Origin of the sequence: Aeromonas sp. DSM 116730 (assembly GCF_046581335.1) — a bacterium.
GTDB lineage: Bacteria > Pseudomonadota > Gammaproteobacteria > Enterobacterales > Aeromonadaceae > Aeromonas > Aeromonas rivipollensis.
The window spans coordinates 3627779-3642632 of the sequence record NZ_CP144265.1 but is presented as its reverse complement, the minus strand read 5'-3'; the positions used below and the strand labels follow the sequence as shown (position 1 = coordinate 3642632).

Here is a 14854-nt window from a genome sequence, read left to right as displayed (position 1 = left end):
TCGGTGGCAATGGACTAGTGAATAATATTGTTTCAACTGGTACGATCATCGGGTAAATGAGCGGGTAACTCTTGGCAAGGGGCGGGCGACTGTGCAACAGTGACCCGGCGCCAACAAGATGAACCAGGCGCTCTTCGAGTCTGCACGGATGGCAGGCGACGCAGAATAAGGACCTTTAGGGGTCCTTTTTCATTGATGGACAAAGATAGACGGCAGATATACCTAAGGATGCGAACCCCATGATCACCGGCAGTCTGGATACCTTGCAACGCACCCCCTTGCCCGCGCCGCTGGCCCGCATCATGGCCGAGGTGGTGAAGAGCCTTGCCCACTGGCGTGAGGCGCCCCTTGGCAAGCAGGACATAGACGGCCTCAAGCTGTTCTGTCTGGTGAGCGAAGAGCCGACCGAGCCGGTCGCGGATCGCCGCGGCGAGTTTCATGAGCAGTATCTGGATATCCAGCTGCTGCTGCGGGGGGAGGAGTGGATCGGCGTAGGGCCCCATGCCTATGTGAGCGACGGCGCCGATCATCCCCACCCCGATCTCTGGTTCGTCGATGACGACCAGACCAGTTATCTGGCGTTGCAGCCCGGCGACTTTGCCATCTTCTGGCCGGGAGAACTGCATCGCCCTCTCTGTACCCTGACTACCCCAGGCTTGGTGAAGAAGCTGGTTGTCAAGGTCCACCAGTCGCTGCTGAGCTCGGTCTGAGCCGCAGCGCCGGGTGCCCGGGCACCCGCCAGGACAGGGCCGCGTCGAATGGGCGCTGGCCTGTCCCGCATTGACGATTCGATGTTCGCGCCAGCCTCCGGGTCTGCACCAGAGCGTTTGAGAAAGATGAGCGCGCCAGACTATGGGTCGGTGCCAGAGAGTTTGAGAAAGATGAGCGCGCCAGACAATGGTCGGCGCCAGACAGTTTGAAAAATTGGGCGCACTTTCCTGCGACCATAACGCCCCCGGCAGGGGAATCCCATCCATGTTGGATGACACGACACTGTCGGCATAAAGCCGAAGCACAGGAAGATGTAGAACATGAGCAAGTTGGTATTGATCCTTAACTGCGGTAGCTCTTCCCTGAAATTTGCCGTAATGGACGCCGAAACAGGTGAGGACATGCTGTCCGGCCTGGCCGAATGCTTCAATCTGGATGACGCACGTATCAAATGGAAACTCCACGGAGTCAAGGGCGAAGCCATGCTGGGCGCCGGTGCCGCGCACCAGGCCGCCCTTGACCACATAGTTGGCCACATCCTGCCCCAGGATCCGACACTCGCCGAGCAGCTGGTCGCGATCGGCCATCGCATCGTGCACGGTGGCGAGCAGTTCTCCCGCTCCGTTCGCATCGATGATGGCGTGATAGCCGGCATCGAGGCCGCCATTCCGTTCGCCCCCCTGCACAACCCGGCGCACCTCATCGGCATCCGTGCCGCCCTCAAGGTCTTCCCGGCCCTGGCCGAGAAAAACGTGGCCGTGTTCGACACCGCCTTCCACCAGACCTTGCCGCAGGAAGCCTACCTCTACGCGCTGCCCTACAAGCTCTATCAGGAGAACGGCATCCGTCGTTACGGCGCCCACGGCACCTCCCACCGCTTCATCGCCGAAGAGACCGCCAAGGCGCTGGGCAAGCCGCTGTCCGAGCTCAACATCATCAACTGCCACCTGGGCAACGGTGCCTCCGTCTGCGCCATCAAGAACGGCGAGTCCGTCGATACCTCCATGGGCCTGACTCCGCTGGAAGGGCTGGCGATGGGCACCCGCTCCGGCGACATCGATCCCGCCGTGGTCTTCTTCATGCACGACCAGCTCGGCTACAGCGTGGACGAGATCAACCATGTGCTGACCCGCGAGTCCGGTCTGCTGGGGATGACAGAGGTGAGCAGCGACTGCCGCTATGTCACCACCAACTACGCCACCGACGCCGGCGCCAAGCGGGCGCTGGATGTGTTCACCTACCGGGTAGCCAAGTATGTCGGGGCCTATGCCGCCGCCATGGACGGTCGCCTGGACGCCCTGGTGTTCACCGGCGGGATCGGCGAGAACGCCGCCATGGTGCGCGAGATGGTGCTGGCGCGTCTGGCCCTGTTCGGCTTCAAGGTCGATAAAGAGGCCAACAACGCCGCCGTGCTGGGCGGTGAAGGCCCCATCACGGCCGAAGGCAGCCGCCTGGCCCTGGTGATGCCCACCAACGAAGAGCTGGTCATCGCCCGCGATGCCCTGAGCCTGGTCGGCTAAAGCCCCCTCGCACCGAAACAACGCCCGGCCTGTGCCGGGCGTTGTTGTTTCAGCGGCACATTGAGCAAGCTGTCATTTGACATGAGGGGCCAGATACGTACCCTGACGGCAGTTTCACGTCGCAGAGGTAGAGATGAAGGAGATATTTTTCAACTGGTTGTCCGGTCTCGGGGTGGAGGTCACCGCCATGATGGCGCTGGTGATCGCCCTGAGCTTCATCGTGCTGACCGCATTGGCACTGCACCTGGTGCTGCACCGCATCCTGCTGGTGCGCCTGGTGGGGCTGCTCGGCAAGACCAAGCAGGTGTGGCTGCCGCCCCAGTTGCAGCAGCGGCTCTTCTACCGGCTCGCCCTGGTACTGCAGGGGGCCGTGCTGCTCGGTCAGGCGGAGATCTGGCTGCCCAAGGCATCCGACAGCCTGCAGCTTATCGAGATGCTGGCCCAGCTCTGGATCCTGCTGTTCCTGCTGCTTGCCCTGTTCGCTCTGCTCGACTGCCTGCTGTCGGTGAGCCGCTATACCCGGCTCGGACGGGATCTGCCCCTTCGCGGCATCTTCCAGGGGGTGAAACTGGTGGCCAGCATACTGGTCGGCATCCTGATGATAGCCCTGCTGCTCGGCAAGTCGCCGCTCTTCCTGTTCAGCGGCCTGGGGGCCATGACTGCGGTACTGATGCTGGTGTTCAAGGACCCCATCCTCGGTCTGGTGGCCGGGATCCAGCTCTCCGCCAACCGCATGCTGAGCGTCGGTGACTGGCTGCAGATGGACAAGTACGGAGCCGATGGCGAGGTGACCGACATCGGCCTCACCACGGTCAAGGTGTCGAACTGGGACAAAACCATCACCACCATTCCCACCTATGCCCTCATCTCCGACTCCTTCAAGAACTGGCAGGGGATGACGGAATCCGGTGGCCGGCGCATCAAGCGCAGCGTCAACATCGACATGACCAGCGTGCGCTTCCTGACCGCCGAGGAGCAGCTGACACTCAAGCAGGCCAAATTGCTGGCCCCCTATCTCAGCCGCAAGGAGCAGGAGCTGAGCAGCTACAACCAGCAGCTCAGCGACGCCATCAGCTGCCCCATCAATGGCCGTCACCTCACCAACCTCGGCACCCTGCGCGCCTACCTGGATGCCTATTTGCACGCCCATTCCGGCATTCGCAAGGACATGACCCTGATGGTGCGCCAGCTGGCACCGACTTCCGACGGCCTGCCCCTGGAGATCTACTGCTTCACGGCGACCACCGCCTGGGCCGATTACGAAGGGATCCAGGCCGATATATTCGACCATATATTCGCCATTATCGGGCAATTTCATCTGCGGTTGCATCAATCGCCAACCGGTTATGACATGCATGCCTGGAAGAACGGGTGATTTGATCCTTGTTACAGGATGAGGCCAGGGGAAAACGCCATATTAATCATCGACCCGTCACCACGTGTCGGTTGAAATTTGCGGTGCAGAGGAGAAAAATGGCGGCCTTCTCTTCGCCCCGGGCGCGCACGCCCCGGCCTGGCCAGAGTCCTGAATCACCCCAATATCACAGGAAAGTTATGAAGCTCCTCCACAACACGGCGGCTGCACTGTGCTGCAGCCTGCTCCTGACCGCCATGCCCGTGCTTGCCGTCGAATATGCCCTGCCTGCGGCCAACAGCCGCCTGGTGGGCGAGAACCTGGAATACGTGGTGCCGGCCGAAGAGGCGGGCCAGCCCCTGGAAGCGGTCGCCGCCAAGTTCCAGCTGGGATTGACCAACATGCTGGAAGCCAACCCCAAGGCGGATCCCCTGCTGCTGCAGGCGGGCGAGAAGCTGGTCGTGCCGCACCAGCTGATCCTGCCGGATGCCCCCCGGGAGGGTATAGTGCTGAACGTCGCCGAGATGCGCCTCTACTACTACCCGAAAGGCAAGAAGGTGGTGGAGGTGCTGCCCATCGGCATAGGCCAGCTCGGCACCGACACCCCGGAAGACTGGGTGACCAGCGTGCAGCGCAAGAAGGCGGGCCCGACCTGGACCCCAACCGCCAAGATGCATGCCGAGTACGCCGCCCGTGGCGAGACCCTGCCTGCGGTCTGGCCGGCCGGCCCGGACAACCCCATGGGGCTGTTTGCGCTCTACATCGGCAAGATGTACGCCATCCACGGCACCAATGCCCAGTTCGGCATAGGTCTGCGGGTGAGCCACGGCTGCGTGCGGCTGCGTAACGACGACATCGAGTATCTGTTCAAGCAGGTACCGGTCGGCACCCGCGTCCAGTTCGTGAACCAGCCGATCAAGGCCTCGGTCGAGCCGGATGGCAGCCGCTATCTGGAAGTGCACCAGCCGCTCTCCCGCAGCCAGGAGGAGTTCAACTCCAGCCTGCCGGCGCCCTTGTCCATGTCGACCGCGGTGACCCGTTTCATCGCCCACGCCGACAGCGATTCCCAGCTGGTCAAGCAGGCCCTGGAGCAGCGCAGCGGCATGCCTATCGCCATCAACCGCTGATCCGCTTGCCCTCGATGTCGAGCCCCGGCCAAGGTCGGGGCTTTTTTATGATGCAGAAGAAGGGGGCTGCCCGGGTAACTCCTTGCACCGTCGGGATAAAATCCGGCCTAACCCCTCTTGATTGGTTACTTGATTAGGTGTGAAACGTTTTCTCTGTGTTTTTTATTTGTTAAAAGTGGTTGTGATCAGGCGATCTGCTGATTAATCTAGGCCGGTTTTTTAAGGAAGAGCCCGTCGCGAGAACGGGTACAAGAGTCACATAACGGAGTTTTGAATGACAGCTAGCACCCCAATGCTCATCACCTTCCTGGTGTACATCCTGGGTATGGTCCTGATCGGTTTCATCGCCTATCGCGCCACCCGTAACTTTGACGACTACATTCTCGGCGGCCGCCGCATGGGGAGCTGGGTGACAGCCCTCTCCGCCGGGGCCTCCGACATGAGCGGCTGGCTCCTGATGGGCCTGCCTGGCGCCGTCTTCATCGGCGGCATCTCCGAGAGCTGGATCGCCATCGGCCTCACCATAGGTGCCTACTTCAACTGGCGTTGGGTGGCCGGTCGGCTGCGGGTTCACACCGAGAAGAACCGCAACGCCCTGACCCTGCCGGACTACTTCACCTACCGCTTCGAGGACAAGAGCCGGGTGCTGCGCATCCTCTCCGCCCTGGTGATCCTGCTGTTCTTCACCATCTACTGCGCCTCCGGCGTGGTGGCCGGTGCCCGCCTGTTCGAGAGCACCTTCGGCATGAGTTATGACACCGCCCTCTGGGTCGGTGCCGCGGCCACCATCACCTACACCTTCTTCGGCGGCTTCCTCGCGGTGAGCTGGACAGATACGGTGCAGGCCACCCTGATGATCTTCGCCCTGATCCTGACCCCGGTGTTCGTCATCATCGCCGTCGGCGGCATCGACACCGCCATGGTGCAGGTAGCGGCGCAGAATGCCAGCAACCTCGACATGTTCAAGAACCTGGACTTCATCGCCATCATCTCCCTGATGGCCTGGGGCCTGGGCTACTTCGGCCAGCCCCACATACTGGCGCGCTTCATGGCGGCGGACTCCCACCACTCCATGGCCAGCGCCCGTCGCATCAGCATGACCTGGATGGTGTTCTGCCTGGGCGGCGCCGTGGCCATCGGCTTCTTCGGCCTCTCCTACTTCTCCACCTTCACCGAGCAGGCTGCCGGCGTCACCGCCAACCCGGAGCGCGTCTTCATCGAGCTCTCCAAGATACTGTTCAACCCCTGGATTGCCGGCGTGCTGCTCTCCGCCATACTGGCGGCCGTGATGAGTACGCTGAGCTGCCAGTTGCTGGTCTGCTCCAGCGCCATCACCGAAGATCTCTACAAGCCCTTCCTGCGCAAGAATGCCTCCCAGAAAGAGCTGGTGTGGGTCGGCCGCGCCATGGTGCTGGTGATTTCGCTTATCGCCATCGCCGTGGCGGTGAACCCGGAGAACCGGGTGCTGGGGCTGGTGAGCTACGCCTGGGCCGGCTTCGGTGCCGCCTTCGGTCCCGTGGTGCTGCTCTCGGTGCTCTGGTCGCGCATGACCCGCAACGGCGCCCTGGCAGGCATGCTGGCCGGTGCCCTGACCGTCATCGTCTGGAAGCAGTTCGGTTGGCTGGGTCTGTATGAAATCATCCCGGGCTTCGTCTTCGCCACCCTGGCCATAGTGGTGTTCAGCCTGCTGGACAAGGCGCCCTCCAAGGCCATGCTGGATCGCTTCGACGAGGCAGAGCGTGAGTTCCAGACTCCCATGCCTGACGCCATCCCGGTGAAATGACCCCCTGTGACAGCAAACAAGAAGCCCCGCAACTGCGGGGCTTTTTCATGGTGGCGCGGGTTTATTGGCCGCTGACCCGGCACTGCCGGGTGGGTTGGTCATAGCGCTCCAGCCTGGCCTCGTTCCCCTTGGTCAGCAGCGTGAGATTCTGCCCCTCGTAACGGGCACCGCTGGCGCTGGGGGCTTCAAAGGCGAGCACCTGCGACTGCTGCGCCCCCTCGCTCAGGTTGATCACGGCGGCGGGCCGCTTGGCCTCGTGATAGAAGTAGGTCGAGAGCCGGATCTCGCCATCGCACTGGTAGTCGACCGGGCTGGGCACCATCAGCTGGCCCCCCTTTATCTGCAACTCTGTGATGCGCAGCTGGTAGCTCTCCTCCACGCATTGGCGCGAGTCGCTCTCTTTCCAGCACTCGTTGCGTCCCTTGATCCAGCCGCGCTGCATCGCCTTCTCCGTCTTCTGCTGCTCGGCCGACAGATTAGCCAGCGCCTTGGGATAGAGGGCGGCGAGTTCGTTATCCAGCGCCGCCAGCCCGGCGTCCTGGCAGACAAGCTTCTCGGCCGCGCTGTGGGCCTTGGCGCAGTCAAAGGAAGGGGTAGCGGCACTGGTCAGCAGCGGCATCAAGGCGAGGGTGCCAAGCAACATCTTGTTCATCGAAAAGGCTCCAGCAAGGGGGATTCCCACTTACTACAGCACAAGGGTGCCGGGCCGCCGAGGACTTTTTCACCCCAGGCAAGCTTGTCCGTCTCTTTGGGCCCCGCTGCCGACAACCCTAGTCACCAGGGACGCCGCCGCCCTGACTCAGGTACGTCGCCGCGCCAGCCGCTGCACATCCTGGCGAGCCGCAGCCTCGGCACGGCCCAGCCAGCGCTGTCGCTCCCGCTCGCCCGAGGTATGGACAGGCCCCAGATGCTGGCGATGGGTCAGCTTGATGCCACAGAGCCCCAGCACGGGCTTGTCGAGGGTGCGCTCGACGGGGGAGCCCAGCCACCAGCGGTAGTACCAGAGCGGGCTGTCCATGGTGAGCAGCAGGCGCGCCGTCTTGCCCGCCAGCAGGCGCTCGGGAAGGGCCTTGCCCTTCTGATAGCGAAAGGCAAACCCCGAGAGCAGCGTTCTGTCGAGCAACCCCTTGAGCCGGGCCGGCAGGTGGCCCCACCAGAGGGGGGCGACGATCACCAGATGGTGGGCCTGCTTCAGACTCTGCTGCAATGCCAGCAGATCGGGTTCGAGGGGCTGCGCCTCGTCATAGCCATGGTGCAGATCCGGCTCGAAGGCGAGCTCCCCCACGTGATGCAGGGTGACTTCTGCGCCGCCCTCCTCGGCGCTGCGGGCATACTCTCTGGCCAGGGCATGGCAGAGGCTGTCGGGTTTGGGGTTGCCGTTGATGATAAGCAGCTTGGGTGTCATGGCGTGGCTCCTTGAAGTGAGCCCCCATTACACCCCTTGTCCCATGGGACAGAGTCAAGCCACCTTGTGCGCCCGTCCTGCAAGCCCTTGCTCAGCCTGTGGGAGCGGCTCGCTCTGGCCGGGGGCGCCATAGCGGCAGGGGTGCTGCGCCAGCAGCGCGGCGCACTGGGTCAGGGAGTGGTGCTGGTGCTGCAGCCTGGCCACCTCGGCCTCTATCTGCGCCAGCTTGCCCGCGATAAGCTGCTCCACCTTCTGCCAGGGAAACTCGGCGAGACTGGTGAGGCCCGCCAGCAAGGGGACAAGCTCGCTCAATTTGCAGCCGAGCTGCTGGGCCTGGCGAATAAAGCCGACCCACTCCAGATCTTCGGCCCGGTAGATTCGATACTTGCCGCGCCGCCTGGGCTCGGGAAGCAGCCCGAGCTGTTCGTAGAGGCGGACTGCCTTGGGAGTGGTGCCCGCCAGCCGGGCAAATTCGCCGATATACATACTGCTGCTCGCAGAGGTTGTTCGAGTAGGGGCTCACTATAGGCCAGTGGCAGGGGGGATTGAATCCCCACAGGGGAGGGGCGATTTGGATTGGCAGGGGACATCCACCTTGCTAGGCAAGTCTGCTATCGAGATGGTGGGTATCATAAATTGTTATATGGAAACCACCTTAATCACTAGAATCAACGTGAAGCAGAAATACCAAGCGTTACAAATCACTTTTAAACGCTTTGTTATACATGTTTTCTTCAACATAAAAAATATTAGTGCTTACATCCAGAAATGCATAAGCGGCTTCTACCTTTTTAAGAAAAGACTTATCCCTAGAAAGTAATATGTCAGCGAAAGTTGCGAAACTTGCATGACTTTGGTCACTTATCGAGGCAATGAATCGCCGTTCTATATGAACCTTTGAATCAGGATGATACCCCAGCATATTTAACATGTGATATATTGAGTTGACTTCCTGATACTTAAAAAATTCTATTGTTGGGTAAATGGGGTTGCTTTCTATACCGAAAAATTGCTCTAAGGTTATGTCTGCTTCTTTTGGGAGTTTTTCATGAAAAAGAGACCATATCTGCTGAATAACGTTTGGTGGTTCTATGTTATTCAACTGTATCGGCCCTATATCTAAAGATTTACGAAAGTCTCTTATGCCCGACCAACCAATAGAGTCACTAACATTCTCTGACGCAAGTCTTGCGCTCTCAGAAATGGCATCTGACACCTTCTTTTTAATTTCACTGGATTGAGTTTCTAACTGTACTGCTAACTCAGGGAAATGGGGTTTCAAATCTTCAATGTTTTTAAGCATGAAATCATGCAACTCATTATAAGCGTCAATTTGTGTATCTCTGATGTCCCAAAATGTATTCTGACTTAAACCACCGTAAACCTTTTGAACATTAAGCATCATTGATTGATAGATGCGTTCGTATACTGGTTCGTTTGAGTTGTATTCATTAAAAGAAAGATAACTATCTCTTTCTGTAATTGTTGCCTTACCTGTTGGCTGGAAGTGCTCATCCAAACAAATTTTCAAATGAAATGCACCTAGCTGGTTCAGTATTTCAAGAAATTTGCTCTCATAGCCAACTGAACGCTTTATCTCTTTTAGAGTTTCATCTGAGTAAATGACTTGGTATTTACAAGCAAGCATTTTTCCAAGTTCACCTAAGCCAAATTTCATGAACATATCTAACATGTTTTGATCTAGATAAACTGTCAACTTACCTTGATATATCGGAATGTTTTCCATGTTGTTTCTCGTAATGCATATAACAGTTAATAGATGGAGGGTGGTATTAATCCGATAATCGAGTCTTCCGCATAACTCCGTACCTACTTTATCACTGTGACGGAAAATTATTTAAAATAATAATATTGCCAGCTTGGCTCTGAGTCTGCCCGTCTTCGCTTGACCTCTTCATCTGGCGCTACCATTACGACTGAATAAAAATACAGTCGATAAGAAACTCTGGGCGTCACTATGTTGAGCAAGGCGTAGCCACCTCGTTGCACCTTGGCGAGGCCCATATCACCGGCGTTTCGCTCTCTTGCTAAAACCGAATTTCCACTGACCCCGCACTCCGCTTTGCCTCGCCGTGATATACAGCTTCGATATTATTGCCGTCGGGGTCGAGCACAAAGGCGGCGTAGTAGCCGGGGTGATAGACCCGCTCGCCGGGGGCGCCGTTATCTTTGCCGCCGTTGGTCAGGGCCGCCTGATAGAAGCGATCCACCATGGCCCTGTCTTGTGACTGGAAGGCGAGGTGATGGCGGCCGGTCAGTACGCCAAGCGCAGCCGGGCTGTCCACCGCCGTGACAAATAGCTCGTCAGCCCAGAAGTAACCATCACCCGTGCCGCCTATGGGCACATCGAGGGCGGCCAGCGTGGCCCTGTAAAAGCGCTGGCTGGCAGTAAGATCCTGCACCACCAGCTGGATATGGTCGATCAGCCGACCCCGATGCAGTGTTTGCGTTTCCATGCACAGCCTCCACTCAGAAATTTTTGGACAAGAAACCGGTCTGATTGCAGGTTATCGCTTTTGGGCAAGCTACCGCCCCTGAATGTCAGCTTCCAGTGTGCTGCTATTTGGCTGCGCTTGGGGGATGGCGTGACTCATGGGTGACTCCAACGAGGCATATATTGCCATTCGGGTATGTTAGCGAGGGTGGCGCTGAGGGGAAGGGCAGGGTGATGGATTTTCGGGCGGGATCAAAGAATGAGTCGCTATGGCAAGGGATGTGTCGGCGTAGCGGGTCTGTGAGAGGGGGCTCATTGGGCTCATGGGGCCAGTTTTGCTGGCCTCCTTTAGGCCAGCACCAGGGTTTGGCGGCTGTTATAGCCGCTCGTGAAGGGGAAGGGCTGGTTGCCCTCCATTATGCCAGCGCCAGTTGCTGGCGGGCGCGCCACAGCCGCTCGTGGAAGAAGAAGACGACGGTATTGATAGCGGGCTCTATCAAGGCCATCACGCCACCGGTGAGCAGCTCGCCACTCAGCAGGTAGGCGACGGCGAAGGCCACCGAGAAGTGCACCAGGGCGAAGCTGCTGGTCTTGGCCTGCAGGCTGTGATCGGGTTTGAGCTTGTGCCAGCCAAGGTCGTGGAAGTAGAAGGCGACGGTGTTGACGGCGGGCTCGATCAGGGCGATCAGGCTGGCGGTGAGCAGTTCGCCGGTCAGCAGGTAAGCCACTGTGAAGGCGACACTGAAGTGCAGGACGGCAAAGCTGATGGTCTTTTTCATGATGGTGTCTCCTCTGGCGATGAGTGCAGTATCACCCGGAATCACATCAAATGAAAACTATTCTCATCTATCAGCTGGATAGAAAAAGCCTATCGACCGAGGTCGAAACCACTAGATTGGGGACTTGCCTGGGGCCACGGCGGCGATAGAGTATGTCTTTTGCCATGAAAAAGGAGTTTTCATGACCCTCAATGCCAACATTTATGTGCTGTTCATCTTGCTGCTGATGATCGTCGTCGGCGTCGTGGCCTGGCGACTGGCCCGCCGCAAGAGTCGGCATCCTGTGCTTATCACCTTCCTGTGCGTGCTGCTCTGCTTGGCCCCGCCTTTGGTCCTGCTGGCCTTGCTTGTGCTGGCGCTCTGGCGGGATCTGCCCGTCCGGGCCTGAGGCGTCATTCCGGCAACGGCAGACAGAGAAAAGCCCCTTTCGGGGCTTTGTCATTTTTGTGAGCGATGAGGGCTCAGTCGGCGGCTTTGTTGAGCCACTCCACCCTGTACTGGGCGCCAGCGCCCTGAGCCAGTTTGGCGCACAAGGGTTTGAGGAAGGTTTCAATCTGCTCGGCCAGCATCCAGGGTGGGCTGACGATCAGCATGCCTGAGCCGTTCATGCCCCAGTCGGCAGTCTGACCGGCCACTTCCAGCTCGGCCACCAGGACGTTACCGAAGTTTTCCCGCTTGATCGCCTTGAGCATGTCGCGGGACTTGTCCGCCTCCTGCCCGAGGATGGGATACCAGAGGGCATAGATGCCGGTGGCCCAGCGTTTCTGTGCCTTTTTCAGGGTGTCGACCACGGCGAAGTAATCTTCCTTCAGCTCGTAGGGGGGGTCGATGAGCACCAGCCCGCGGCGCGGGGTGGGGGGCAGCAGGGCGATCAGCCCCTCGAAGCCGTCACGGTGGTGCACGGCGACGCGGGGGTCATAGCCCATGTTGGCGCGCAGGTCCTCCACCTCGTTGTTGTGCAGCTCCATCAGCGCCAGCTTGTCCTGCTCGCGGGCGAGACGGCGGGACAGCTCGGGGGAACCCGGGTAGTAGTGCAGCTGACCATCGCTATTCATCTCGTCGATGACGCCAAGATAGGGGGCCATGGCGGACCACTGGGCCCGCTCGTCCCACAGCCGGCCTATGCCGTCGGCGTACTCCGCCTTCTTCTGGGACCAGTCGCCGCGCAGGTCGTAGAGACCGCCGCCGGCATGGGTGTCCAGCACGATGAAGGGTTTCTCCTTCTTCTTGAGGGACTCGATGATCAGGGCCTGGACGGCGTGTTTCAGGACGTCGGCATGGTTGCCGGCGTGAAAGGCGTGGCGGTAGCTCAGCATATTAGGTCTCTGAGGGGGCCCTGCTGGGCACCCAATAACGATAGGTAGTTCAACAAGTTGTGGCTCTTGCCACGAAACAGGGAGAGGCCGCGCAGGGTCTGCAGCAAGACCCCCTGTTGCAACCGCTCCAGCTCCAGCTCGTGGGCCAGCATGGCCTGATACTCTTCCTCGGCCAGCCGCGCCTTGGCTTGCTGGCGCAGGGTGCGCCAGGGGAGCAGCACGGCCTCGGTCTGGACCAGGGCCGGTTGCAGATCGGTGAGATCGACCGGGATGCCCAGCAGATCCAGGTGGTGCAGCAAGAGCGCCAGATTGACGTTGCCCCCCAGCGTCTGCACGTTGAGCCAGTCCTGGCTGCGCTCACCATAGACCTTGCCGCTCCAGTGCCAGAAGCCGAGCGGCGTCGGCAGCTCGTGCACGGCGACCCGCTCGCTTGCCATCAGCTGTTCGTCACGCAAAGAAGGCCTGCTCCATGGTTTCCAGCTCCTCACAGAGGCTCATCCACTCCAGCTCCACCTCTTCCAGCTGCTCCTTGAGGGGGCCCTGGGATTTGAGCAGCTCGGAGAGCCTGGTTTTAGCGTTCTCTTCGTAGATGGCGGGATCGGCCAGCTGGCTCTCTATGTCGCCGAGCTTGCCCTGCAGCTTCTCCATGCTGGCCTCGAGCTTCTCGAGCTTCTGGCGCAGGGGCCGGGTCTGCTGACGGAACTGGGCCTCGAGCCGCTTCTGATCCTTGCGAGCCACTGCCGAGTTGGCGGAGACGGTGCCGTCCGTCGGCTTGGCGTTGGCCTCTTTCTCCTGCTCCCCGAGCCACTTGTGATAGTCGTCCAGATCGCCGTCGAACGGCTCTACCCGACCACCGTGCACCAGATAGAAGTCATCCGTGGTGGTGCGCAGCAGGTGACGGTCGTGAGAGACCACCACCATGGCCCCCTCGAAGCCTTGCAGCGCCATGGTCAGGGCGTGGCGCATCTCCAAGTCCAGGTGGTTGGTCGGTTCATCCAGCAGCAGCAGGTTGGGCTTTTGCCAGGTGATGAGGGCCAGCACCAGCCGCGCCTTCTCGCCACCGGAGAAGGGGGCCACCTTGTCCAGCGCCTTGTCGCCGTGGAAGCCGAAGCTGCCGAGGTAGTTGCGCAGCTCCTGCTCGGACTTGTCCGGCGCGAGGCGAGCCAGGTGATCGAGGGGGGTATCGTCCAGACGCAGGGTTTCGAGCTGATGCTGGGCGAAGTAGCCGATGCTGACCCCGGCGCTCACCTCCAGCTTGCCCGACAGCGGCGCATTGGAGCCCGACAGCATCTTGATGAAGGTGGACTTGCCGGCGCCATTGCGTCCCAGCAGGCCGATGCGCGAGCCCGGCACCAGGTTCATCTTTATCTTCTCCAGGATCACCTTGTCACCGTAACCGGCGCACAGGTTCTCCATGGCGATGAGGGGTGTCGGCAGGGCCGAGGGCTCGCGAAACTCGAAGCTGAACTCGGAGTCGGCGTGGGCGGGCAGTATCTTCTCCATCCGCTCCATGGCTTTGAGGCGGCTCTGGGCCTGGCGCGCCTTGGAAGCCTTGTAGCGGAAGCGGTCCACATAGGCCTGCATGTGGGACATCTCCCGCTGCTGCTTCTCGTACATGGATTGCTGCTGGGCCAGTTGCTCGGCGCGCTGCAACTCGAAGTCGGAGTAGCCGCCGGTGTATTCGTTCAGCTTGCCGTTCTCGATGTGGATGATGCGATTGATGACCGAATCGAGAAAGTCGCGGTCGTGAGAAATCAGCACCAGCGTGCCCTGATAGCCCTTGAGCCACTTCTCCAGCCAGATGACGGCGTCGAGATCCAGGTGGTTGGTCGGTTCATCGAGCAGCAGCAGATCGGAGCGGCAGAGCAGGGCCTGGGCCAGGTTCAGGCGCATGCGCCAGCCACCGGAGAAGCTCTTCACCGGCGAGTCGAGCTGATCGCCACCAAAACCAAGACCGTGCAGCAGCTCGGCTGCGCGGGCGCGGATGCTGTAGGCGCCTATGGTGTCGAGCCTGCCGTGCAGCTCGGCGACCAGGAGGCCATTGTCATCCGCCTCGGCCTGGGCCAGCTGGGCTTCGAGGGCGCGGAACTCCTTGTCGCCATCGACCACGTATTCGAGCGCGGAGCAGTCCAGCGCCGGGGTCTCCTGGGCCACGCCGGCAATCTGCCAGCCGGCGGGCAGGCTGAAGCTGCCGTTGTCGATGGCCAGCTCGCCCCGCACCAGCGCAAAGAAGGTGGACTTGCCACAGCCGTTCTTGCCCACCAGGCCCACCTTGTGGCCGGGGTGAATGGTGGCGGACGCGTTGTCCAGCAGCGTGCGGCCGCCGCGGATCAGTTCGATTTGACTGGCAACTATCATGGATGGATCTGCTTGGCTCAATGAAGGGGAGAAACTGGCGCGGATC

15 protein-coding genes are annotated in these 14854 nt (G+C 60.2%); 6 read left to right on the top strand and 9 right to left on the bottom strand.

The window, feature by feature from the left end; genetic code table 11:
* The first annotated feature begins 239 nt into the window (after positions 1-239).
* The 5 genes from Aeroheme_RS16665 to putP all read left to right on the top strand — a co-directional run bounded on the left by Aeroheme_RS16665 (position 240) and on the right by putP (position 6495).
* Complete coding sequence (locus Aeroheme_RS16665; protein WP_411166231.1) at positions 240-710, top strand: YhcH/YjgK/YiaL family protein; 471 nt, start codon at positions 240-242, stop codon at positions 708-710.
* A gap of 321 nt (positions 711-1031) precedes the next feature.
* The gene (locus tag Aeroheme_RS16660; RefSeq protein ID WP_042648912.1) at positions 1032-2231 is read left to right on the top strand and encodes an acetate kinase; all 1200 of its coding nucleotides are present in this window, start codon (positions 1032-1034) and stop codon (positions 2229-2231) included.
* A gap of 133 nt (positions 2232-2364) precedes the next feature.
* The gene (locus Aeroheme_RS16655; RefSeq protein WP_042648913.1) at positions 2365-3606 is read left to right on the top strand and encodes a mechanosensitive ion channel family protein; all 1242 of its coding nucleotides are present in this window, start codon (positions 2365-2367) and stop codon (positions 3604-3606) included.
* 179 nt (positions 3607-3785) lie between these two features.
* Entirely contained in the window at positions 3786-4712 is a 927-nt protein-coding gene (locus Aeroheme_RS16650; RefSeq protein ID WP_404840067.1) for a L,D-transpeptidase family protein, read from the top strand.
* 274 nt (positions 4713-4986) lie between these two features.
* Complete coding sequence (gene putP, locus Aeroheme_RS16645; RefSeq protein ID WP_168234444.1) at positions 4987-6495, top strand: sodium/proline symporter PutP; 1509 nt, start codon at positions 4987-4989, stop codon at positions 6493-6495.
* A gap of 61 nt (positions 6496-6556) precedes the next feature.
* Here the strand turns inward: putP and Aeroheme_RS16640 are convergent, their stop codons facing one another.
* From Aeroheme_RS16640 to Aeroheme_RS16615, 6 genes are all read right to left on the bottom strand, one after another.
* Positions 6557-7147, bottom strand: coding sequence for an MliC family protein (locus tag Aeroheme_RS16640; RefSeq protein WP_411166230.1), 591 nt, complete (start codon positions 7145-7147; stop codon positions 6557-6559).
* Between the two features lie 147 nt (positions 7148-7294).
* Positions 7295-7900: an NAD(P)H-dependent oxidoreductase gene (locus Aeroheme_RS16635; protein WP_411166229.1), complete on the bottom strand. Its 606-nt coding sequence runs from the start codon at positions 7898-7900 to the stop codon at positions 7295-7297.
* 54 nt (positions 7901-7954) lie between these two features.
* The gene (locus tag Aeroheme_RS16630) at positions 7955-8386 is read right to left on the bottom strand and encodes a MerR family transcriptional regulator (RefSeq protein WP_411166228.1); all 432 of its coding nucleotides are present in this window, start codon (positions 8384-8386) and stop codon (positions 7955-7957) included.
* A 208-nt stretch (positions 8387-8594) separates the two neighbouring features.
* Positions 8595-9647, bottom strand: coding sequence for a hypothetical protein (locus Aeroheme_RS16625; protein ID WP_411166227.1), 1053 nt, complete (start codon positions 9645-9647; stop codon positions 8595-8597).
* A 301-nt stretch (positions 9648-9948) separates the two neighbouring features.
* The gene (locus Aeroheme_RS16620) at positions 9949-10377 is read right to left on the bottom strand and encodes a VOC family protein (protein ID WP_411166226.1); all 429 of its coding nucleotides are present in this window, start codon (positions 10375-10377) and stop codon (positions 9949-9951) included.
* Positions 10378-10771: 394 nt separating this feature from the next.
* Positions 10772-11134: a DUF2061 domain-containing protein gene (locus Aeroheme_RS16615; RefSeq protein WP_041205088.1), complete on the bottom strand. Its 363-nt coding sequence runs from the start codon at positions 11132-11134 to the stop codon at positions 10772-10774.
* A 181-nt stretch (positions 11135-11315) separates the two neighbouring features.
* On the opposite strand from Aeroheme_RS16615, the gene Aeroheme_RS16610 reads away from it, so the two are divergent.
* Positions 11316-11522 carry a hypothetical protein gene (locus Aeroheme_RS16610; protein WP_411166225.1) on the top strand — a complete coding sequence of 69 codons (207 nt, stop codon included), beginning with the start codon at positions 11316-11318 and terminating at the stop codon, positions 11520-11522.
* A gap of 73 nt (positions 11523-11595) precedes the next feature.
* Here Aeroheme_RS16610 and Aeroheme_RS16605 read toward each other — a convergent pair whose 3' ends face one another.
* Genes Aeroheme_RS16605 through Aeroheme_RS16595 form a run of 3 tightly spaced genes read right to left on the bottom strand, consistent with a single transcriptional unit; the run spans position 11596 to position 14808 of the window.
* A complete protein-coding gene (locus Aeroheme_RS16605) occupies positions 11596-12450 on the bottom strand; it encodes a 23S rRNA (adenine(2030)-N(6))-methyltransferase RlmJ (RefSeq protein WP_411166224.1) in 855 nt (284 codons plus the stop codon).
* Positions 12444-12905, bottom strand: coding sequence for a DUF2390 domain-containing protein (locus Aeroheme_RS16600; RefSeq protein ID WP_162627311.1), 462 nt, complete (start codon positions 12903-12905; stop codon positions 12444-12446). The genes Aeroheme_RS16605 and Aeroheme_RS16600 overlap by 7 nt, the downstream gene beginning before the upstream one ends.
* Positions 12898-14808 carry an ABC transporter ATP-binding protein gene (locus Aeroheme_RS16595; RefSeq protein ID WP_411166223.1) on the bottom strand — a complete coding sequence of 637 codons (1911 nt, stop codon included), beginning with the start codon at positions 14806-14808 and terminating at the stop codon, positions 12898-12900. Before Aeroheme_RS16595 ends, Aeroheme_RS16600 begins: the two co-directional genes overlap by 8 nt.
* Positions 14809-14854 lie beyond the last annotated feature (46 nt).